The 20955-nt window shown below is 63.7% G+C and carries 16 protein-coding genes; 6 read left to right on the top strand and 10 right to left on the bottom strand.

All coding sequences use genetic code 11. The annotated features are described in order from the left end of the window. Nucleotide 1: 1 nt before the first annotated feature. From fdhF to FJ958_RS18245, 5 genes are all read right to left on the bottom strand, one after another. Complete coding sequence (fdhF, locus tag FJ958_RS18265) at nucleotides 2-2914, bottom strand: formate dehydrogenase subunit alpha (protein WP_140744589.1); 2913 nt, start codon at nucleotides 2912-2914, stop codon at nucleotides 2-4. Between the two features lie 10 nt (nucleotides 2915-2924). Then, nucleotides 2925-4481: an NADH-quinone oxidoreductase subunit NuoF gene (locus FJ958_RS18260; RefSeq protein ID WP_140744588.1), complete on the bottom strand. Its 1557-nt coding sequence runs from the start codon at nucleotides 4479-4481 to the stop codon at nucleotides 2925-2927. Next, a complete protein-coding gene (locus FJ958_RS18255) occupies nucleotides 4478-4957 on the bottom strand; it encodes a formate dehydrogenase subunit gamma (protein ID WP_140744587.1) in 480 nt (159 codons plus the stop codon). Before FJ958_RS18255 ends, FJ958_RS18260 begins: the two co-directional genes overlap by 4 nt. 191 nt (nucleotides 4958-5148) lie before the next feature. Next, the gene (locus FJ958_RS18250) at nucleotides 5149-6048 is read right to left on the bottom strand and encodes a LysR family transcriptional regulator (protein WP_140744586.1); all 900 of its coding nucleotides are present in this window, start codon (nucleotides 6046-6048) and stop codon (nucleotides 5149-5151) included. A gap of 105 nt (nucleotides 6049-6153) precedes the next feature. Further along, nucleotides 6154-6531 carry a VOC family protein gene (locus FJ958_RS18245; RefSeq protein ID WP_140744585.1) on the bottom strand — a complete coding sequence of 126 codons (378 nt, stop codon included), beginning with the start codon at nucleotides 6529-6531 and terminating at the stop codon, nucleotides 6154-6156. A 216-nt stretch (nucleotides 6532-6747) separates the two neighbouring features. Between FJ958_RS18245 and FJ958_RS18240 the strand changes: the two genes are divergently transcribed. After that, nucleotides 6748-7920, top strand: coding sequence for an Mrp/NBP35 family ATP-binding protein (locus FJ958_RS18240; RefSeq protein WP_246679633.1), 1173 nt, complete (start codon nucleotides 6748-6750; stop codon nucleotides 7918-7920). A gap of 145 nt (nucleotides 7921-8065) precedes the next feature. Here the strand turns inward: FJ958_RS18240 and FJ958_RS18235 are convergent, their stop codons facing one another. Further along, the gene (locus FJ958_RS18235; protein ID WP_140744583.1) at nucleotides 8066-8518 is read right to left on the bottom strand and encodes a carbon monoxide dehydrogenase subunit G; all 453 of its coding nucleotides are present in this window, start codon (nucleotides 8516-8518) and stop codon (nucleotides 8066-8068) included. Between the two features lie 150 nt (nucleotides 8519-8668). Here FJ958_RS18235 and FJ958_RS18230 point away from each other — a divergent pair, with 150 nt between their 5' ends. From FJ958_RS18230 to chrA, 3 genes are all read left to right on the top strand, one after another. Further along, the gene (locus FJ958_RS18230; RefSeq protein ID WP_140744582.1) at nucleotides 8669-10474 is read left to right on the top strand and encodes an IlvD/Edd family dehydratase; all 1806 of its coding nucleotides are present in this window, start codon (nucleotides 8669-8671) and stop codon (nucleotides 10472-10474) included. 166 nt (nucleotides 10475-10640) lie between these two features. Next, nucleotides 10641-11477, top strand: a complete 837-nt coding sequence (locus tag FJ958_RS18225) for a chromate resistance protein ChrB domain-containing protein (RefSeq protein ID WP_140744581.1) — start codon at nucleotides 10641-10643, stop codon at nucleotides 11475-11477. Beyond that, on the top strand, nucleotides 11474-12889 hold the full coding sequence (gene chrA, locus FJ958_RS18220) for a chromate efflux transporter (RefSeq protein ID WP_140744580.1): 1416 nt from the start codon (nucleotides 11474-11476) through the stop codon (nucleotides 12887-12889). Before FJ958_RS18225 ends, chrA begins: the two co-directional genes overlap by 4 nt. A gap of 87 nt (nucleotides 12890-12976) precedes the next feature. Here chrA and FJ958_RS18215 read toward each other — a convergent pair whose 3' ends face one another. The 3 genes from FJ958_RS18215 to FJ958_RS18205 all read right to left on the bottom strand — a co-directional run bounded on the left by FJ958_RS18215 (nucleotide 12977) and on the right by FJ958_RS18205 (nucleotide 17543). Further along, nucleotides 12977-14206 carry an aromatic ring-hydroxylating dioxygenase subunit alpha gene (locus tag FJ958_RS18215; protein WP_140744579.1) on the bottom strand — a complete coding sequence of 410 codons (1230 nt, stop codon included), beginning with the start codon at nucleotides 14204-14206 and terminating at the stop codon, nucleotides 12977-12979. 63 nt (nucleotides 14207-14269) lie between these two features. Further along, nucleotides 14270-15859, bottom strand: a complete 1590-nt coding sequence (locus tag FJ958_RS18210) for a trimethylamine methyltransferase family protein (RefSeq protein ID WP_140744578.1) — start codon at nucleotides 15857-15859, stop codon at nucleotides 14270-14272. A gap of 190 nt (nucleotides 15860-16049) precedes the next feature. Next, nucleotides 16050-17543: a PLP-dependent aminotransferase family protein gene (locus FJ958_RS18205; RefSeq protein WP_140691141.1), complete on the bottom strand. Its 1494-nt coding sequence runs from the start codon at nucleotides 17541-17543 to the stop codon at nucleotides 16050-16052. 299 nt (nucleotides 17544-17842) lie between these two features. Here FJ958_RS18205 and pgi point away from each other — a divergent pair, with 299 nt between their 5' ends. Both pgi and FJ958_RS18195 read left to right on the top strand, forming a co-directional pair. Further along, a complete protein-coding gene (gene pgi / locus FJ958_RS18200) occupies nucleotides 17843-19486 on the top strand; it encodes a glucose-6-phosphate isomerase (protein WP_140744577.1) in 1644 nt (547 codons plus the stop codon). Nucleotides 19487-19491: 5 nt separating this feature from the next. Next, on the top strand, nucleotides 19492-20214 hold the full coding sequence (locus FJ958_RS18195; RefSeq protein ID WP_140744576.1) for an HAD family hydrolase: 723 nt from the start codon (nucleotides 19492-19494) through the stop codon (nucleotides 20212-20214). On the opposite strand, the gene FJ958_RS18190 is transcribed toward FJ958_RS18195, so the two are convergent. Further along, a complete protein-coding gene (locus FJ958_RS18190) occupies nucleotides 20198-20866 on the bottom strand; it encodes a 50S ribosomal protein L11 methyltransferase (RefSeq protein ID WP_140744654.1) in 669 nt (222 codons plus the stop codon). The genes FJ958_RS18195 and FJ958_RS18190 overlap by 17 nt on opposite strands. Nucleotides 20867-20955 lie beyond the last annotated feature (89 nt).

Below are 20955 nucleotides of genomic sequence, written 5' to 3'. Positions count from 1 at the left end.
ACTACTCCGCCGCTTGCAGCGGAGCGATGCGCCGGCTGTTGCGCGCCTGCTCCTCATAGTCACGCTGCCAGTCCGACGGCCCGTTGGAGGCACCGACCTGGACCGCCGTCACCTTGTACTCCGGACAGTTGGTCGCCCAGTCGGAGAAGTCGGTGGTGATGACGTTGGCTTGCGTGTCCGGGTGGTGGAAGGTGGTGTAGACCACGCCGGGCGACACCCGGTCGGTGATCAGCGCCCGCAGCGTCGTCTCGCCCGAACGGCTGGTCAGCCGCACCCAGTCACCATCGCGCAGGCCGCGGTTCTCGGCATCGTGCGGATGGATTTCCAGCCGGTCCTCCGAGTGCCATAGGACATTGTCGGTACGCCGCGTCTGCGCGCCGACATTGTACTGGCTGAGGATGCGCCCGGTGGTGAGCAGCAGCGGGAAACGCGGCCCGGTCCTCTCATCCGTCGCGACATATTCGGTGCGGATGAACTTGCCCTTGCCGCGCACGAACCCGTCGACATGCATGATCGGGGTGCCGAGCGGCGCCTTGTCGTTGCAGGGCCATTGCACGGATCCGACACGGTCGAGCAGTTCGAAGGAGACATTGGCGAAGCTCGGCGTCGTCTTGGCGATCTCGTCCATGATTTCGGAAGGATGCTGATAGTTCCAGTCCAGCCCCATGGCGCGGGCAAGCACCTGCGTCGCCTCCCAGTCGGCGTAGCGCGCCTTGGGCTCGAGCACCTTGCGCACCATGTTGATGCGGCGCTCGGCATTGGTGAAGGTGCCGTCCTTTTCGAGGAAGGTCGAGCCCGGCAGGAACACATGCGCGTAGTTCGCCGTCTCATTGAGGAAGAGATCGTGCACGACCACGCATTCCATCGCGGCCAGGCCGGCGGCGACATGCTTGGTATCGGGGTCCGACTGCAGGATGTCCTCGCCCTGGATGTAGATGCCCTTGAAGGTGCCGTCGACGGCGGCATCCAGCATGTTGGGGATGCGCAGGCCCGGCTCGTCGTCGAGCTTCACGCCCCACAGGCTCTCATAGATGTCGCGCACGGCTTCACCGGAGATGTGGCGATAGCCGGGCAATTCGTGCGGGAAGGAGCCCATGTCACAGGAACCCTGCACATTGTTCTGGCCGCGCAACGGGTTCACGCCGACGCCGGGCCGGCCGATATTGCCGGTGGCCATGGCAAGGTTGGCGATCGCCATCACCGTGGTCGAACCCTGGCTGTGCTCGGTGACGCCAAGGCCGTAGTAGATCGCGCCGTTACCGCCAGTGGCGTAGAGGCGGGCCGCGCCGCGGATCAGTTCAGGATCGACGCCGGACAGCTTGCCGACGGTTTCGGGGCTGTTTTCCGGCAGGGCCACGAACGATGCCCAATCCTGGAACTCCGCCCAGTCGCAGCGTTCGCGGATGAAGGCCTCGTCGAAAAGACCCTCGGTGACGATGACATGCGCCAGCGCCGTCAGCACCGCCACATTGGTGCCGGGCTTCAGCGGCAGGTGGTAGGCGGCCTCGATATGCGCCGACTTGACCATCTCGGTGCGCCGCGGATCGAGCACGATCAGCTTGGCGCCCTCGCGCAACCGCTTCTTCAACCGCGAGGCGAACACCGGATGGGCGGTAGCCGGATTGGCGCCGATGACGACGGCGACGTCGGTGAATTCGACGGAATCGAAATCCTGCGTGCCGGCCGAGGTGCCGTAGGTCTGGCCAAGGCCGTAGCCGGTCGGCGAATGGCACACGCGCGCGCAGGTGTCGACATTGTTGTTGCGGAAGCCCTGCCGAACCAGCTTCTGGACGAGGTAGGTCTCTTCGTTCGTGCAGCGCGAGGAGGTGATGCCGCCGATGGAAGCGCGTCCGTACTGATACTGGATGCGGCGGAATTCCTTCGCCGTATGGGCGATCGCCTCTTCCCAGCTCACTTCACGCCAGGGATCGCTCACCTTCTCGCGGATCATCGGCGACAGGATACGGTCCTTGTGAGTGGCGTAGCCGTAGGCGAAACGGCCCTTCACACAGGAGTGGCCGTGGTTTGCCTTGCCCTCCTTGTAGGGCATCATGCGGATGACCTCGTCACCCTTCACCTCGGCCTTGAACGAGCAGCCGACGCCGCAATAGGCGCAGGTGGTGACGGCGGAGCGCTCCGGCAGGCCCTTCTCGAGCACGGTCTTCTCGCGCAGCGCATCGGTCGGACAGGCCTGCACGCAGGCGCCGCACGACACACATTCCGAGGCGATGAAATCCTCGTGCATGCCGGCCACCATGCGCGATTCGAAGCCGCGGCCTTCAATGGTCAGCGCGAAGGTGCCCTGCACCTCTTCGCAGGCCCGCACGCAGCGCGAACAGACAATGCACTGCGCCGGGTCGTATGTGAAATAGGGGTTGGATTCGTCGCGGGCGATGTAGTCGACCGCCAGCGAGCCATGGCCGGGCGCGACGCCGTCGTCCTGGTTGACGTGGTTGCGCCCCTCGATACCGTAGCGGTTCTCGGTCAGGCCGACCGACTTCGCCACCGTGTCGAACTCGCTGGCGCCGGTGCCGGCCTTTTCGTTCCAGCCGGTCGGATGGTCGGAAACATAGAGCTCCATGACGCCACGGCGGATGGCGTCAAGGCGATCCGACTGCGTGTGTACAATCATACCTTCGCCGACCGGCGTCGTGCAGGAGGCCGGCGTGCCGCCGCGCCCTTCGATCTCGACCAGGCAGACGCGGCAGGAGCCGAAGGAGTCCAGCATGTCGGTGGCGCAGAGTTTCGGGATCTCGACCCCGCCCTCCATCGCCGCGCGCATGATCGACGTGCCTTCCGGCACGCTGATGCTGCGGCCGTCGACGGTCAGCGTGATCTGCTTGGTCGCTTTCGATTCCGGGGTTCCGTAGTCGAGCTCTTCGATGAGCGTCGGGAAGTCGGCCTTGATGTTCATCTGCCAGCTCCTATTCAGCAGCCACGCGCGCCGGCGCGGGCTTGAAATCCTCGGGGAAATGCGTGATCGAGCTCATCACCGGGTAGGGCGTGAAGCCGCCCAGCGCGCACAGCGATCCAAACTTCATCGTGTTGCAGAGGTCAGTGACCAGAGCCAGGTTCTTTTCCGGTTCGATACCGGCGGCGAGCCTGTCGATGGTCTCCACCCCGCGCGTCGAACCGATGCGGCAGGGCGTGCACTTGCCGCAGCTTTCGATGGCGCAGAACTCCATGGCGAAGCGCGCCTGCTTCAGCATGTCGGCGGTGTCGTCGAAGACGGTGATGCCGGCATGGCCGATCAGACCGTCCTTCGCCGCGAAAGCCTCGTAGTCGAACGGCGTATCGAACAGCGCGCGCGGGAAATAGGCGCCGAGCGGTCCGCCGACCTGCACCGCCTTCACCGGACGCCCGGTCGCCGTGCCGCCGCCGATATCGTCGACGATCTCGCCCAGCGTCAGGCCGAATGCCGTTTCGAACAGGCCGCCATGTTTGATGTTGCCGGCGATCTGGATCGGGATCGTGCCGCGCGAGCGGCCCATGCCGAAATCCTTGTAGAAGGCGGCGCCCTTGTCCATGATGATCGGGACGGAAGCCAGCGAGATGACATTGTTGATCACCGTCGGCTTGCCGAACAAGCCCTGGATCGCCGGCAGCGGCGGCTTGGCGCGCACCACGCCGCGCTTGCCCTCCAGGCTGTTCAAGAGCGAGGTCTCCTCGCCGCAGACATAGGCGCCGGCGCCGACGCGGATTTCCATGTCGAAGGCATTGGGGGAACCCAGCACGTTGACGCCGAGCACGCCTGCCTCGCGGGCGATTTCGACGGCCTTGTTCATCGTCGCCACCGCATGCGGATATTCCGAGCGGATATAGACGAAGCCTTTGGTCGCGCCGGTGGCGATGCCGGCGATCGCCATGCCTTCGATCAGCACGAAGGGATCGCCTTCCATGATCATGCGGTCGGCGAAAGTGGCGCTGTCGCCCTCGTCGGCGTTGCAGACGATGTATTTGCGCTCGGATGTCGTATCGAGCACCGTCTTCCATTTGATGCCGGTCGGGAAACCGGCCCCGCCGCGTCCACGCAGGCCGGACTCCGTCACCTGCTTGACGATATCGGCTGGCGCCATGGCGACCGCGTTCTGCAGGCCTTTCAGCCCGCCGAGCGATTTGTAGGCGTCGAGCGACAGCGGGTCGTTGATGCCGCAACGGGCAAAGGTCAGACGTGTCTGTTTGGCCAGGAACGGGATCTTGTCCGGCGCGCCCAGCCAGCGCTTGTGGTGGCCGCCGGTGAGGAAGCCGCTGTCGAACAGGCTCTTGACGTCGGAGGGCTTCACCGGCCCGTAGGCGACGCGGCCATTGGCGGTCGCCACCTCCACCATCGGTTCGAGGAAATAGGCGCCGCGCGAGCCGTTGCGTACGATCTTGGCCTCGATGCCACGCTCGGCGAGTTCCGCGCGAACAGCCTTGGCGACCTTTTCGGCGCCGAGCGCGAGCGCGCCGGAATCACCGGGAATGTAGATGCGGGGAATCATGAGCGCACCTCGGCAACGATCTCGTCGATCTTGTCGTCATCGAGCCGCCCGATCACCTCGCCGTCGAGCATCGCCGATGGCGAACAGGCGCAAAGCCCGAGACAATAGACCGGCTCGAGTGTAACCGATCCGTCGCGGGTGGTCTCGTGGAAATCGATGCCGAGCAACTGTCTGACCTTGGCGGCGACCGCATCGGAACCCATCGACTGGCAGGCTTCCGCCTGGCAGAGCTTGAGCACGTGGCGGCCGGCCGGCCGGGCACGGAAATCATGATAGAAGGTCACGACGCCGTGGACTTCGGCCCTCGACAGGTTCAACCCGTCGGCGATGACGGGCAGGGCGTCCTGCGGTACGTGGCCAAATTCTTCCTGGATGCCGTGAAGGATCGGCAGCAGCGGACCCTCGAGGTCCTTCAACTCCTGAATGATCGCCGCCGTGCGCGATGCGATCTCGGTACTTGCAGGCTGCATCGTCATGCAGCGCCCTCCCTGGTCGTGGCGTCCAATATATATGCGCCCAAAAGCTGAAGCGGTTTTGGGGCAACGACATGCACAGGCGCAATATCGCTAAGTGCTTAAGAAATCAGAGGAAACCTCCGAAATCAATAAAGCCATTCCGTTGTTCGATAGAAATATTCTATCAAGCGTCGTCAGCCGCCACTTCTAGCCTAGCGATGGGCACGGAAATCGTCTGCCAGCGCCATCGCCTCGTCCAGCAGCGCCTGCACCAGCGGCGTGTGGGGCTCGCGCGGCGCCGCCACCAGCCCGACCGTGTGGCTGGCGTCCGGCTCGACGATCGGGATGGCCCGGATCGGCTCGGAAAAGCCGAATGTTTCCGCGAGGTTGAGCGGCATGATCGATGACCATTTACCGGTCCGGATGTGCGAGAACAGGACGATCATCGAATTGGATTCCAGCGTCGGTCGCATCTGCACGCCCGCTTCGGCCAGATGTTGGTCGATGATGCGGCGGTTCTGCATATCCGGCGTCAAGAGGCAGAGCGGCAGGCTGCTGAGTTCCGCCCATGTCACTTTGTCGCGGTCGAAATAGGGGTTCCCGACCGCCGTGATCAGCTGATAGCGCTCATCGTAGAGCGGCACGCTGGTCACCCGCCCGAGCGGCTCGTTGTCGAGATAGGTGATGCCGGCGTCGATGTCGAAATTGCCGAGCAGCGACAGCACCTCTATCGACGTGCGCGACAGCACCGAAAAGGTGACCCCGGGGTGCTTGGCCCGAAACGGTGTCGTCAACCGTGCCACCATGGCAAGGGCCGTGGGGATGGCGGCGATGCGGATGCGTCCGGAAAGGCCGTGGCGCGCCGCCCGCATCTCCTCGCGCATGGTTCTTGAGTCGCCGACGATGCGGCGTGCCCACACCAGCACCTGCTTGCCTTCCGGCGTCAGGCCCTGGAAGCGCGAGCCGCGCAGCACCAGCATCACGCCAAGCTGGCCTTCCAACTGCTTGATGCCGGCCGACAAGGTCGGCTGGGTGACGCCGCACACTTCAGCCGCCCGGCCAAAATGCTCCTCCTTGGCCAACGCGATGAAGAATTCCAGCTTGTCGATCATCGACGCAAGCTATCGGGCGCGGGACGGCTGCGCCAGATGGTGCCGGCGTCACAACGACACAATCCCGCCGTCAGGCAGGGGGTGGCCGTTGCTGCGTGGCCATCGCTATTTGTCCACGAGGTTCAGGATGTTGCCGTCAGGATCCTTGAACCAGGCAACCTTCATGCCGTGGCCGACATGGATGTCGCCTTCGAGCGACAGGCCGGGCATCTCGTAGTGTTCGAAGGCGACACCCTTTGATTTCAGCGACTTAACGATCGGCTCGATATGGTCGCCGACAGTCCAGGTGACCGCCGTCGCCTTGTTGGTGCCGGCGAATTGCGAATGATAGACGTTGATGAGGGTGCCGCCGCTCTTGTACACGACCAGTTCGCCTTCCATGTCGTCGACCTGTTTGAGGCCGAGCGTTCCCTCATAAAAGGCCTTCGCTTTTGCCATATCCTTCACCGCCAGATTGGCCGTCGCGTTGCTGTTTTCGAGCATGACCGTCTCCTTTCCTGGTTGTCGTTCTCATGCCGATCATCGAAATAGCGCTGCATGGCCTGTTGACGACGGTCACATGCCGATTTGTCTGGCCGGCGGCGGGGAACGCGGCCGGATGGATGCGGCGATGTGCCTCTATCTTTTTCAGGGCAGGCCGATGCAGCTTGGTTCCGTCCGGAAACTGCATTATCTGAACCGGCAAACGCCAAGGGAAAGATCATGGCCGTAACCAAGGAAATCGTCGTCGAGCGCCTGAAGACGGTCAACGGGCCGGATTTCACCGGCAACATCGTCGACCTCGGCATGGTGTCCGAGATATTCATCGCCGATTCGAAAGTGTTCTTCTCGATCACGGTTCCGGCCGCCCGTGCACAGGAAATGGAGCCGTTGCGCGCCGCTGCCGAGCGGGTCGTCAAGGCGATCCCGGGAGTCGCGGGCGCCGTGGTGGCGCTGACGGCGGAAAAGAAGGGCGGCGGCATGGAAGCGCCGGTCCCGCAGCGCCAGGCGCCAAGGCCGGCGCCATCCGCAGCGCCTCAACGTCCCGTTCCGCATGCCCCCGCCTCGCACAGCCAGGGCAAGCGCGGCGTGCCTGGCATCGAGGCGATCATCGCGGTTGCCTCGGGCAAGGGCGGCGTCGGCAAGTCGACCACCGCCGTCAACCTGGCGCTTGGCCTCGCCGCCAACGGCCTGCGGGTCGGCGTGCTCGATGCCGACATTTATGGCCCGTCGATGCCGAGGCTCCTCAACATCCACGGCCGGCCGCAGACGGTTGACGGCAAGATCCTGAAACCGATGGAGAATTACGGCCTCAAGGTGATGTCGATGGGCTTCCTCGTCGACGAGGAGACGCCAATGATCTGGCGCGGCCCGATGGTGATGTCGGCGCTGACGCAGATGCTGCGCGAGGTCGAATGGGGACGACTAGACGTGCTCGTCGTCGATATGCCGCCCGGCACCGGCGACGCCCAATTGACCATGGCGCAGCAGGTGCCGCTGGCCGGCGCCGTCATCGTTTCCACGCCGCAGGACCTGGCGCTGATCGATGCCCGCAAAGGACTGAACATGTTCAGGAAAGTCGACGTGCCGCTGCTCGGCATCGTCGAGAATATGAGCTACTTCATCGCCCCGGATACCGGCAAGCGCTACGACATCTTCGGCCATGGCGGCGCGCGCCGCGAGGCCGAGCGGCTCGGCGTCACCTTCCTCGGCGAAGTGCCGCTGGAAATGGGCATCCGCGAAAGCTCGGATGCCGGTGCGCCGGTGGTTGTCTCGAAGCCCGATGGCGCCGAGGCGAAAATCTACCGCGACATCGCCGCCAAGGCCTGGGACCGGGTCAACGAGGAACGGGGTGCTGCGGAAGCGGCGGTGCCAAGCATCGTGTTTGAGTAGTTTTCTGCTTGGTTGGCGCCGCCCCTCATCCGCCTGCCGGCACCTTCTCCCCGTATAGTGACGGGGAGAAGAGACCTAGCCTCAACCTCGGCGCCTAACCTGGCGGCGCCGGCCCTAAATAGCTAGGGCTTCAAGCGAGCCGCAACTAAGGCGCGCCCACCTTCTCACCGAATGTCGAAAAGAACTGCCCAGCCAGTTTCTTCGATGTCGACGCGATCAGCCGGCTGCCGAGCTGGGCGATCTTGCCGCCGACATCGGCCTTGGCCGCGTATTTCAGGACGGTGGCGTCCGGCCCATCCTCGGTCAGCGTCACGTCGGCGCCTCCCTTGGCGAAGCCGGCAACGCCGCCCTTGCCTTCGCCCTGGATGGTATAGGCATGTGGCGGCTTCAGGTTTTTCAGCGTCACTTCGCCATTGAAGGTCGCCTTGATCGGCCCGATCTTCAACACGACCGTCGCCGTCAACTCGGTGTCCGATTTCTTCTCCAGACTCTGGCAGCCGGGAATGCTCTCCTTCAGCACCGCCGGATCGTTCAGAGCCTCCCAAACTTTCTGGACGGGTGCGGCAATGCGCTCCTCGCCTTCGATCACCAAAGCCATCAAGACCTCCCGGATTGCTGATGCCGATTGGTCCTAGCGCGCGGCCAGATACATGTCTATCGCACCAAAGTCCGGATTCAGATCACGCGTGGCCCTTGCCTGCATCCGCGCGTTGTCATATCGATTTGTCATACAAATACGGAGACCATGATGGCTGGCGCCCCCACACACAAGAAAAAATTTCGCTCGCAGGAGTGGTTCGACAATCCCGATAACCCGGGAATGACGGCGCTCTATCTGGAGCGTTACCTGAATTACGGGCTGACGCGCGCCGAACTGATGTCTGGCAAGCCGCTGATCGGCATCGCCCAGACCGGCTCGGATCTTTCGCCTTGCAACCGCCACCATATCGAGCTTGCCAAGCGCGTGCGCGAAGGTATCGTCTCGATGGGCGGCATTCCCTTCGAATTCCCCTGCCATCCGATCCAGGAAACCGGCAAGCGCCCGACCGCCGCCCTTGACCGCAACCTCGCCTATCTCGGCCTGGTCGAAGTGCTCTACGGCTATCCGCTCGACGGCGTGGTTCTGACCATCGGCTGTGACAAGACCACGCCAGCGCTCCTTATGGCGGCGGCCACCGTCAACATTCCGGCCATCGCGCTCTCGGTCGGGCCGATGCTCAATGGCTGGCACAAGGGCAAGCGCACCGGTTCCGGCACCATCGTCTGGGAGTCGCGCCAGCGCCTGTCGGCCGGCGAGATCGATTATGACGAGTTCATGGACATCGTCGCCTCCTCGGCGCCCTCCACCGGCTACTGCAACACCATGGGCACGGCGACCACGATGAACTCGCTGGCCGAGGCGCTCGGCATGCAGCTGCCGGGCTCCGCCGCGATCCCGGCGCCCTACCGTGAGCGTGGCCAGATCGCCTACGAGACGGGCAAACGCATCGTCGACATGGTGCACGAGGATTTGAAGCCCTCCGACATCATGACGCGCAAGGCCTTCGAGAATGCCATCGTCGTCAATTCCGCGATCGGCGGTTCCACCAACGCGCCGATCCATCTCAATGCGATTGCCCGCCATCTCGGCGTGCCGCTCGACAATGACGACTGGCAGAAGATCGGCCTCAGCGTGCCGCTGATCGTCAATCTGCAGCCGTCGGGCGAATATCTCGGCGAGGACTATCATCATGCCGGCGGCGTGCCGGCCGTGGTGGCCGAACTCATGAAGGCCGGGCGTCTGCCGCATCCTGACGCCATGACCGCCAACGGCAAGACCATCGGCGACAATTGCCAGAACGCCGTCAACGAGAATGCCGACGTCATCCGCAGCGTCGACAAGCCGCTCAAGGCCAATGCCGGCTTCATCAACTTCAAGGGCAATCTGTTCGATTCCGCGATCATGAAGATGAGCGGCATCTCGCCGGAATTCCGCGAACGCTATCTATCCAACCCGCACGATCCGGAAGCCTTCGAGGGCAACGCCATGGTCTTCGACGGACCGGAGGATTACCACGCCCGCATCGATGATCCGGCACAAGGTATCGACGAGCACACGATCCTGTTCATGCGCGGCGCCGGCCCGGTCGGCTATCCCGGCGGCGCCGAGGTCGTCAACATGCAGCCGCCGGCCTATCTGATCAAGAAGGGCATCCATTCGCTGGCCTGCATCGGCGACGGTCGCCAGTCGGGCACGTCAGGCTCGCCCTCCATCCTCAATGCCTCGCCGGAAGCCGCGGTCGGCGGTGGGCTGGCCCTGCTCAAGACTGGCGACCGGGTGCGCATCGATCTCAGGAAGGGCACCGCCGACATTCTGGTCACCGATGACGAGATCGCGCGGCGCCGCGCCGAACTGCAGAACAATGGCGGCTATCACTATCCGAAGCACCAGACGCCGTGGCAGGAGATCCAGCGCGGCATGGTCGACCAGTTCTCGGCCGGCATGGTGCTGAAGCCGGCCGTGAAATACCAGGACGTCGCGCATACAATGGGCATTCCCCGCGACAATCACTGATTGTTGCATGCACGACGCAAGCGGCTTGATCGCGATCAGGCCGCTTGCCGTCCTTGACAAGCGCACCCAACAAATCCACCATCAGGGCAAGGGGTGTATCGCGACGACCCCGTGAGGCGTCAGCCCAACGTTCGCGTCCAAACTTCTCTATCAGGAGGTGGACGCCATGCCGTCAACAACCGCTATCACCGTTTCGCAACTGTCCCGTCTGGTCGGTCTGCCGGGCGCGCCCGCAATCGTCGATGTCCGCATCGATGAAGATTTCGACGCCGATCCGCGCCTGCTGCCGGCTTCGAGCCGGCGCGATTTCAAAACCGTTTCGACTTGGGCATCGGATTTCGCCGGCAAGCCGGTGGTGGTGGTCTGCCAAAAAGGCCGGAAACTCTCGCAAGGTGTTGCCGCATGGCTGCGGCATGAGGGAATTTCCGCCGAAACCCTCGAAGGCGGCTTTGAAGCCTGGCGCGAAGCGAAGGGGCTTCTGGCGTATTCAGGCAAGATACCGTCCCGCGACCCCAGCGGCCGAACCATCTGGGTGACGCGGGCCCGCCCGAAGGTCGACCGCATCGCCTGCCCCTGGCTGATCCGGCGTTTCGTCGATCCTCACGCGGTGTTCCTGTTTGTCGAAGCGGCCGAAGTGCCCGATGTGGCCGACCGCTTTCAGGCCGTGCCGTTCGACATCGACAATGTGTTCTGGAGCCATCGCGGCGAACGCTGCACCTTCGACACGATGATCGAGGAGTTCGGGTTGGAATCCGAGGCGCTCGATCGCCTTGCCTTGATCGTGCGCGCCGCCGACACCGCGAGACTCGATCTGGTACCCCAGGCTGCCGGCTTTCTGGCCGCCTCGCTTGGCCTGTCGCGCATGTTTCGCGACGATCTGGAACAGCTGGAAGCAGGCATGCCTTTCTACGACGCGTTCTTTCGTTGGTGTCGCGACGCCACCGAGGAAACGCACAACTGGCCCGGTGCAGGCGCGGACAAACAAACGGGGACGAGCCGATGAACAAGGCCGAGAGCATCAAGGCGACGCCGGCGAGACCTTCCGGCACGCCGGCTCATGGCATTCCGTTCAGCGAAGCCGTCCGCGTTTGGGCGCGGGTCGCGGCACTGAGTTTTGGCGGCCCGGCGGGGCAGATTGCAGTGATGCACCGTATCCTCGTCGAGGAGAAACGCTGGATCGGCGAGACGCGGTTCCTGCATGCGCTGAACTACTGCATGCTGCTGCCAGGCCCCGAGGCACAGCAACTCGCGATCTATATCGGCTGGCTGCTGCACAAGACCAAGGGCGGGCTCGTCGCTGGTATCTTGTTCGTGTTGCCTGGCGTCGTTGCCATCATGGCGCTGAGCTGGATCTACGCAATCTTCGGCAATGTCGGCATGGTCCAGGCCCTGTTCTTTGGATTGAAAGCCGCTGTGCTGGCCATCGTGCTTGAAGCTGTGGTCCGGGTCGGCAAGCGGGCGCTCAGGAACAACGTCATGGTGGCGCTCGCCGCCGCCGCCTTTATCGCGATCTTCTTCTTCCGCATGCCGTTTCCGCTGATCATACTGACGGCCGCGGTGATTGGCTTCATCGGCGGGCGGTCGGAACTGGCGCCGTTCATGGCCGGCAACGGGCATGGCAAGGTCGGCGGCCAGCAGGTTGCCGATGCCGACACGGCGCTGGGCGAAGACACACCAGTCCATGCGAGGCCGACCCTTGGCTGGTCGCTCAAAATCGCCGCCGTGTTTCTGGTGCTATGGTTCACGCCGGTGCTCGGCCTGTTGGCGTTGCTCGGGCCCGGGAATGTCTTTACCGACATCGCCATCTTCTTCTCGAAGATGGCCGTGGTGACCTTCGGTGGCGCCTATGCGGTGCTCGCCTATGTCGCGCAGCAGGCCGTCACGACCTATGGCTGGCTCAAGCCTGGCGAGATGCTCGATGGCCTCGGCATGGCCGAGACCACGCCTGGCCCTTTGATCATGGTTACGCAGTTCGTCGGTTTCATGGGTGCGTTTCGCGCGCCCGGCACGCTTCATCCGCTCGTTGCCGGAACCCTGGGTGGCCTTTTGACGACGTGGGTCACCTTTGCGCCGTGCTTTCTCTGGATCTTTCTCGGCGCCCCCTACATCGAGAAATTGCGAAGCAACAAGGCGTTGTCCGCCGCGCTCGCGACGATCACCGCCGCCGTCGTTGGCGTGATCCTGAACCTGGCGGTGTGGTTTGGGCTCCACGTGCTGTTTCGCGAGCTGCATGAAAGGCAAGGTTTCGGCATGAACGTCGACGTGCCGGTGCTGAGTTCAATCAACATCCCCTCGCTGGTCCTGACGCTGGGGGCATTGCTGGCCGTCTTCCGCTTCAAGGTTGGCATGCTGCCGGTGTTGGCTGTCTGCTCGGTGCTTGGAGTGCTCTACGGCTTCGCCACCGGCGCGATATAGGCGGAGCGATCTCGACCGCGCGGCAGGCTTGGTCAGTGCCGTGCGCTGGCTTTGTATTCCTTTGGCCAAAATGCCGGGACTAAACTGCTAAGGCCGACCTATCTCTTCCAGATACCAGCCGATGTAGCGCAGCTCGTTGTATTCCATCGGCGCGATCGGCCCCGGCACGAAGTAATGCGAGCGCACGCCGCGTGCGGTGTGCTCGATGATCTTCTTGTCCTCGTCGGTGGTGACCTTCCACAGCCAGGTCAGTTTCTCCAGGTCGTAGTCCTGGCCCTCGACCGCGTCGCCCCGTACCAGCCAGATCAACTCCATTTCGCAGGTCTGTGCCGTCTTCGGGATGAAGCGGTAGATCATGCCATGGTCCGGGTAGCAGACCAGGAAGGTCGTGCCGCCGAGATGGATGGACGTGACACCGCCATCGTAGTCGGTGAAGCGGCCCATCAGCGGCGCTACCGGCGAGCCATCCTGGCTGCCGCTCGAAACGCCGTCATAGAGAGCATAGCGGAAAGTGTGGATCGCTTCCTGACCGGCGGCCGAGTTCTGCCAGCGGTCGCCGCTGCCGATCTCGATGCCGAGCGCGCAGGTGCGCTGCTCCATCGCGGCGTTGAGCTGCTCGATCATCTCCGCCGGTTTTTCCAGCGCGTGCGTCTGCGAATATTCCGGATGTGCCGGTCCGCAGTGGTAGCACTCGACATAATTCTCGACGGCGAGTTTCCAGTTGGCATCGAGCGGATAGCTCTGCCTGTAGGCGACCTTGGCATCGCCCCAGCCATACTGGCCGCAGCTGGTGCGCAGCGACTGTTCGATCGGATCGAAATCGAGCGGCGTCTCGGCGAAGGAAATGAACACCAGCCCCGAGGCGACACGGACGTGGAGCTTCTTCAGCCCGTGCGCGGTGCGGTCGAACTCCTTTGGCATCAGGCGGGCGGCGCGAAGCGATCCGTCGTTTGAATAGGTCCAGGCGTGGTAGGGGCAAACGAAGACCTTCGCATTGCCCCTCTCCTTGGTGCAGACCTCGGCGCCGCGATGGCGGCAGACGTTCAGCATGGCGTGGATGGTGCCATCCATGCCTCGCGACAGGATCACGGCCTCGTCGCCGAGCTTGAACCGTTCGAAGTCGCCCGGGTTCGGAATGACGCTGGCATGCGCCAGGCAATGCCAGTGGCGGCGGAAGACGCGCTCCATGTCGCGCTCGAAAATATCCTGGTCATGGTAGAAGGCGCGCGTCAGGCCGTAGCCCGGCCGGTGCGAGGCGATCAAGCGGTCGATTGCGTCGGCGGCATTGGAGGTTTGCTGGATAGGATGGAGACTCATTTGTCGTTCTGCCCGATGGTTGGTCCTGGCTGGTGGCTGTATGGCTGCAAGCCTGTTTCCTGGCTAACCGCCCATGCTTGCGCGCGGCAAGTGGATCAGGTTGCCGAAACGGGCGCGTAATCTGTCGTCGACCGGTTTTGGCACATGGCGCGGAAATCGCTCGGCAAGAACGCGTTTCTTCTCGGCGATTGCCCGCGCCAATATATCAGGCCGGCCCTTTTCGTTCCATTCCTTCGGTGAGGAACGATCGCCGAAGGCGGGGTAGGAATTCTCGGTCTGCGTAAGCTTGAGCGTCTGCTCGTTGTCAAGATAGTGGCCTGGCCCCTTGAGGCAGACATCGGCGATGGTTTCGATCGACAGTGCTTCATCATTCACTTCGATGCCGCGCGCGCAGCGCAGGCACTCACCGAGCATATCGTTGTCGATGATCAGGCTTTCCAGGCAGAAGCCGAGCAGCGAGGCGTGCATGCCGGCCGCTTCATAGATGAGGTTGAGACCGGAAAGGCCCGCCATCACATTGGTGATACCCTTCTCGTAGCCGGACTGGATGTCGGGCAGTTTCGAATCGGTCATGCCAGCCGCGGAACCGCCCGGCAGGTCGTAGAACCGCGCCATCTGCGCGCAGGCCGCCGTCACCACCGCCTGTTCGGCCGACCCGCCGGCCATCGTGTTGGTGCGCAGGTCCGACATGAACGGCCATGCTCCGAAGATTGCCGGATGACCTGGCTTGAGGGCGTTGACATAGACGAGGCCGGCCAGCACCTCAGCCACCGCCTGCGCGATAGCGCCGGCCATCGCTGCCGGGGCGGTCGTCCCGGACTGGCCGGTGGAAAGGAGCAGGATAGGGATGCCTCCTTCCACGCAGGCCTCGAGCACGCCACAGGCATCCTCGGCGAACTTCATCGGCGGCACGACAAAGGAGTTGGAGTTGGAAACGAATGGCCGGGCGCGGAAATTCGCCTCGCCGCCGGCAATGGCATAGAGCATTTCGAGCGCCGGTTTCACGTTTTCGCGCACCGTGAAGGACGTGCCGACGTGTTTCGAAGTCCCCATCACGCACGCATAGAGCGTATTGAAATCCATATCGAGCGGATCGGCGATGTCGCGCGCCACCATCGGTCGCTGGAAGAAGTGGATGTTGTCCAGCCCATCGACGATGCGGGCGGCGTCATAAATGTCCTGCAGCTTGGATTCGCGATACTCACGCTTTTCGAGATCCACCAGATGCACGGCAATGCCGGCCGTACCGAAGTGCACACGGGTGCCCCGCATCACCATGTCGTGCCTTGCATCCTGGCCATGGAGCGTAAAATGCCGGGCTGCGCGCTTGATGGTATCGAGCACGAGCGCACGTGGGAAGCGGATGCGGCCGTCATCGCCATGGATGGCGCCTGCCTTGGTCAGCGCTTCAATGCACGAAGGGATGGCGTTGGCGAAGCCGACCGTTTCAAGAAGCGTCAGCACCCCCTCATGGATGCGTTCGCAGTCGTTCCCGCGCAAGGGCCCGTAGCTGCCGCCTTCGGTGGATTGGCCTCGTGGTCCAGTGTCTCCCGCCAGGGAAACTGATCGCATGGCATGGCCTGTTTCGCGGTCGCCGGAGCGCTGTGGACGACGGTTAGCCGACATGTCCTCCCTTTCAACAGCCGCTGGCATGAAGCACTCCACCTTTGTCGGCAGGAGCTCGCGGCGGTTGATCCACCATCGGCCTGCTTCTTCCCCTGACGCCGACTATGCCGCTGGCACTGGCCCATCCTATGAGCCAGCTGGCCCAGTTACATGTGCCAGTACTAAAACAAGCCGGAGCCGCCATGGGCGGCTCCGGCGACGAGATCGAGGCGATTGATCAGGCGGCAGCGGGCCTGCGTCCCGCGGCCGTGGCAAGTTCACGGATGCCGGGCTCGATGTGCTGCAGCGCGATCGAGGAAATGCCCAACCGCATGAAACGCGAAGGCTTTTCGGTGCGGTCGAAGAAGCGGTCGCCTGGCTCGATGATGACGCTGCGCGAGGCGGCAGCCTCGGCCAAACCGCGGGAATCGGTACCCCGCGGCCCCTCCAGCCACAGCGACGTGCCGCCGGCCGAGTCGGTCGAACGCCATTCCGGCAGGAAAGCGGAAATCGCATGGACCAGACGCTTGCGCCGTTCGTCGAAGGCGCTCGACAGCCGCCGCACCAGCGCTTCGTGATGGCCGAGCGACAGGAAGAGTGCCACGGCGCGCTGGTTGTTGGCCGGCGGATGCCGCAGCATGAACCGGCGCAACGCCCTGAGTTCCGCGATCAGTCCAGCCGAGGCGACGATGTAGCCAAGCCGCAGGCCCGGAGCCAGCGTCTTCGACATCGAGCCGACATAGACGACGCGGCCGGAGCGATCGAGGCTCTTCAGCGCCTGCTGCGGCGCCTCGTCGAGAAGCTGGCTGTCATAGCCGTCCTCGATGATGATCTGGTTGTGCCGGTTGGCGCGCGCCAGAAGGTCCTGCCGGCGCTCCGCCGACAACGGCACCATGGTCGGGCAATGATGACTGGGCGTGACGAACACGAACCCGGAATCATTGGGAATAGAAGAGGTTACGATACCGGACTGGTCGACCGGCACCGGCTGGATATCGGCGCCGGCAAGCCTGAAAATCGAGCGCGCGTCGGGGTAGCCCGGATCTTCCATCGCCACCTTCGAGCCCTTGGTCATCAAAAGCGACGCCAGCATGTAGAGCGCGTTCTGGGCGCCGAGCGTGACGATGATCTCGTCGGGGTTGGCGAAGATGCCGCGCCTGGGCAGCAGCCGCGCCTGGATCTGCTCGATCAGCAGCGGATCGTCACGGTCGACCATGTCGGACGCCCAGTTGCGGATCTCGAGCACGGCCAAAGCCATGCGGTTGCATTCGCGCCATTCGGCGGTCGGGAACAGCGCCGGGTCGAACTGGCCATAGACGAAGGGATAGGACGACTTGATCCAGTTCTCGTGCTTGGCCGGAGGCGGCATGTCACTGGCCGCGATCTGCCGGCGTGCCTTCCAGTCGATCTCGTTGGCCTGGTCGGGCGCCTTCTGGTGCGGCTTGGCGGGGGTAGCCAGCACGTCAGGATTGACGAAATGGCCGCGCCGCTCGCGCGCCACCAGGAAACCCTGGTCGACGAGCTGCTGGAAGGCCAGCACCACGGTTCCGCGCGCCACGCCGAGTTTCTCGGCCAGGATTCGGCAGGAAGGAAGCGGCATCGAAGCGGCGATCTGACGGTCGAGAATGGCGGCCACGATCGCTTGGCGGATCTGTGCCTGCAGGGTCTGGCCGGATTCAGCCGAAATCCGGAACAAGCCGGACCATATCGCCGTGTCGTTTCTCTGTGGCATGGGAGATGTTCCTCGATGGCCAGCTTTTTTCACTTGTCTGGACCAGTCGAATGTAACGGTGGCACAAGGGGTTGCGCCAATCAATTTTTCTGATCTTTGGGATTTATGCCAGTGATCCTTCGGCCGAATGAGGTGCTGTCACGTGGCTGGTGACACATTATGTCCTCACCGCGTGACAGAAAGTGTCAGCGCCGCGTATTGACCGGACGGAATTCGGCTCAATAGTTTTGCCGCGACGACACGCGCCGGAAACATCCGGTCTGATATGGTGCGTCGAAAAACGCCAGGAGCCCCCGCCAGTGGATCAGTCAGCCTTCCAGAAACAGCTCGCCGCCTTGCGTGACCATCGCGCCGCGGCGCCCGCCTCGATGCGCCAGGCCTTCGCCGCCGATCCCCAGCGATTCGCGACATTCTCCGCCGACGACGGCGACCTGCTGCTCGACTGGTCGAAATGCGCCGTCGACGCGACCACCATGGATCTGCTGGAAAAGCTCGCCGTCGCCGCCGATCTTGAAGGCCGCCGTGCCGCCATGTTCGCCGGCAAGAAGATCAATATCACCGAGGACCGCGCCGTGCTGCACACGGCGCTGCGCAACCTCAGCGGCAAGGGCGTTACGGTGGATGGCCAGGACGTCAAGGCGGATGTCATTTCCGTGCTCGATGCGATGGGCGCCTTCGCCGATGCCGTCCGCTCCGGCAAGGCGACCGGCGCCACCGGCAAGAAGATCACCGACATCGTCAACATCGGTATCGGCGGCTCCGACCTCGGCCCGGCCATGGCGACGCTGGCGCTCGCTCCCTATCATGACGGTCCGCGCGCGCATTATGTCTCCAACATCGACGGCGCTCACATTCATGACACGCTGAAGGACCTGTCAGCCGAAACCACGCTGTTCATCATCGCCTCGAAGACCTTCACCACCGTGGAGACGATGACCAATGCGCAGACCGCGCGCGATTGGGTGCAGAAGGCACTTGGCAAGGAAGCGGTCGGCAAGCATTTCGCCGCTGTCTCGACGGCGCTCGACCTGGTGGCGAAGTTCGGCATCGAATCGGATCGCGTCTTCGGCTTCTGGGATTGGGTCGGCGGCCGCTATTCGGTCTGGGGCGCGATCGGCCTGCCTGTCATGATCGCTGTCGGTCCGAGAAATTTTCGCGCTTTCCTCGACGGCGCCCATGAAATGGACGAGCACTTCCGCTCAGCAACGCCCCAGAAGAACCTGCCGGCGCTTCTGGGGCTGATCGGCTGGTGGCATCGCGTGATCTGCGGCTATCCGGCCCGCGCGGTCATCCCCTATGACCAGCGCCTGTCCAGGCTGCCTGCCTATCTTCAGCAACTCGATATGGAATCGAACGGCAAGGGCGTCACCCTTGACGGCACTCCGGTGACGACGCCGACCGGGCCGCTGGTCTGGGGCGAGCCGGGCACCAATGGCCAGCACGCCTTTTTCCAACTCCTGCACCAGGGCACCGACTTCATCCCGGTCGAGTTCCTCGCCGCGGCTATGGGGCATGAGCCTAACCTTAAGCATCAGCATGATTTGCTGCTCGCTAACTGCCTGGCGCAGTCGGAAGCCCTGATGAAGGGCCGCACGCTGGAGGAGGCGCGCGCGCAGATGCTGGCCAAGGGCATGAAGCCGGCCGACGTCGACAGAATAGCGCCGCATCGCGTTTTCTCCGGCAACCGGCCTTCGGTGACCATTCTCTATCGCAAGCTCGACCCGCGCACTTTCGGCCGGCTGATCGCGCTCTATGAGCACCGCGTCTTCGTCGAGGGCACGCTGTTCAACATCAATTCCTTCGACCAGTGGGGGGTCGAGCTCGGTAAGGAACTGGCGACCGGCCTGCTGCCTGTCGTGGAGGGCAAGGAAAGCGCCGCAAACCGGGACGCCTCGACGAGGGGCCTTGTGGAACGCATCCACCAATTGCGTGGTTCGGAGTGACTGATTTGGCAGACATCAAGGGGATATTGTTCGACAAGGACGGGACACTTGTCGACTTCAACGCGACCTGGCTCGGCGTCGCCGACTTCATGGCCATGGACGCATCCGACGGCGATCGCTGGAAGGCGGACAGGTTGCTTTCGGCCGCCGGCTTCGACTTCGCCAACCGGCGCTTCAAGCCGGACTCGATCTTTGCCTCCGGCACCAATCTCGACGTCGTCGAACTCTGGTTTCCGCGCCTGTCGAATGAGGACCAGATGCTGGCCGTCGCCCGCTTCAACGAGATCACCTCGGTACAGGGTTCGGCGATGGCGGTGGCGCTGCCCGGCATCGTCGACACCTTGGCCGTGCTGCACAAAAGATCCTACCGGCTTGGTGTCGCCACCAACGATTCGACCAGCGGCGCGGAAAAGACTCTGGTCACGCTCGGCGTCGCCCAGCTTTTCGACGCCGCCTATGGCTATGACGCCGTGGCCAGTCCCAAACCCGCGCCCGACACCATCCAGGCCTTTTGCGACCTCACCGGCCTGAAGCCGGCGGAGATCGCCATGGTCGGCGATAACAGGCACGATCTCGAAATGGCGCGCGCCGGTGGCTGTGGTCTGGCGGTCGGCGTGCTCTCCGGCACCGGTACACGCGAGTCGCTCGCCGAGATTGCCGACATCATCCTGGATTCGGTTGCCGATCTGCCGGATTTCCTTTCGGCGCGGGTTAGGGAGACTGTTTGATCGCTCCGGGCAGGGCGGGCGCGGTCCCGGCCTCGAAACGAAAGACGCCGCTCGGCTTCAGCGCGGACTCTTTCGCCTCGCCGAAATCCGGCACCTTGTACTCGGCAAGCAGGCGCAGCCGTGATCGTGGCAGACAGGTCCGGCCGGGATCGCCGACCAGGACCTCGATGCCGGCGGCGAGGCAGCGGTCGAGGAAAGGCATCACCCTCAGGGCGACATCCTGCCCGTAGAACACGTCACCGGCGAGCACCAGGTCGACGGCGGGTGGCGGCCCCGTGGTGATGTCGTGTCCAATTACGGCGATAGCGGTGCCATTGGCGGCAGCGTTGAGAGCCAGCGCGGCAACGCCATTGCGGTCGGTTTCGGCTGCGATCACCTCGCGCGCGCCAGCCTTCGCCGCGGCAATGCCCACGATGCCGGAGCCGGCCCCAAGGTCGAGCACGCGGCGGCCTGTCACGGTCGTCGGATGGTCGAGGATGTGGCGCGCCAGCACGGCGCCGCCGGCCCATGTATAGGCCCAGTAGGGCGGCTGTGGTTCCGACAGGTCGTCGTCCGCATCGTCCTCGGGGTCGACGAGGCGCCTCAAACCGCTGCCCGGGTGGGCGGTGTAAAGCTGGATTTCGGGAAGCGCGGGCACCCGCACGAGCCGCATGTTGGCCTTGATGAACGCCGCCGGGTCGAGGCGCGGGCGCCGGTCAGGCAAATCCTTATCCGGCGCCTCGTCGCCGACGGTATCGTCAC

It is taken from the genome of Mesorhizobium sp. B2-3-5 (assembly GCF_006442395.1).
Lineage (GTDB): Bacteria > Pseudomonadota > Alphaproteobacteria > Rhizobiales > Rhizobiaceae > Mesorhizobium.
Note: the sequence above shows the minus strand (reverse complement) of the source record. Positions and strands in the feature narration are given on the sequence as shown.

Excerpts from the sequence above, each read along its gene's own strand:
- fdhF (WP_140744589.1), bottom strand. The coding sequence starts at position 2,914 with ATGAACATCAAGGCCGACTTCCCGACGCTCATCGAAGAGCTCGACTAC.
- FJ958_RS18260 (WP_140744588.1), bottom strand. The coding sequence starts at position 4,481 with ATGATTCCCCGCATCTACATTCCCGGTGATTCCGGCGCGCTCGCGCTC.
- FJ958_RS18255 (WP_140744587.1), bottom strand. The coding sequence starts at position 4,957 with ATGACGATGCAGCCTGCAAGTACCGAGATCGCATCGCGCACGGCGGCG.
- FJ958_RS18250 (WP_140744586.1), bottom strand. The coding sequence starts at position 6,048 with ATGATCGACAAGCTGGAATTCTTCATCGCGTTGGCCAAGGAGGAGCAT.
- FJ958_RS18245 (WP_140744585.1), bottom strand. The coding sequence starts at position 6,531 with ATGCTCGAAAACAGCAACGCGACGGCCAATCTGGCGGTGAAGGATATG.
- FJ958_RS18235 (WP_140744583.1), bottom strand. The coding sequence starts at position 8,518 with ATGGCTTTGGTGATCGAAGGCGAGGAGCGCATTGCCGCACCCGTCCAG.
- FJ958_RS18230 (WP_140744582.1), top strand. The coding sequence starts at position 8,669 with ATGGCTGGCGCCCCCACACACAAGAAAAAATTTCGCTCGCAGGAGTGG.
- FJ958_RS18225 (WP_140744581.1), top strand. The coding sequence starts at position 10,641 with ATGCCGTCAACAACCGCTATCACCGTTTCGCAACTGTCCCGTCTGGTC.
- chrA (WP_140744580.1), top strand. The coding sequence starts at position 11,474 with ATGAACAAGGCCGAGAGCATCAAGGCGACGCCGGCGAGACCTTCCGGC.
- FJ958_RS18215 (WP_140744579.1), bottom strand. The coding sequence starts at position 14,206 with ATGAGTCTCCATCCTATCCAGCAAACCTCCAATGCCGCCGACGCAATC.
- FJ958_RS18210 (WP_140744578.1), bottom strand. The coding sequence starts at position 15,859 with ATGCCAGCGGCTGTTGAAAGGGAGGACATGTCGGCTAACCGTCGTCCA.
- FJ958_RS18205 (WP_140691141.1), bottom strand. The coding sequence starts at position 17,543 with ATGCCACAGAGAAACGACACGGCGATATGGTCCGGCTTGTTCCGGATT.
- FJ958_RS18190 (WP_140744654.1), bottom strand. The coding sequence starts at position 20,866 with ATGCGGCTCGTGCGGGTGCCCGCGCTTCCCGAAATCCAGCTTTACACC.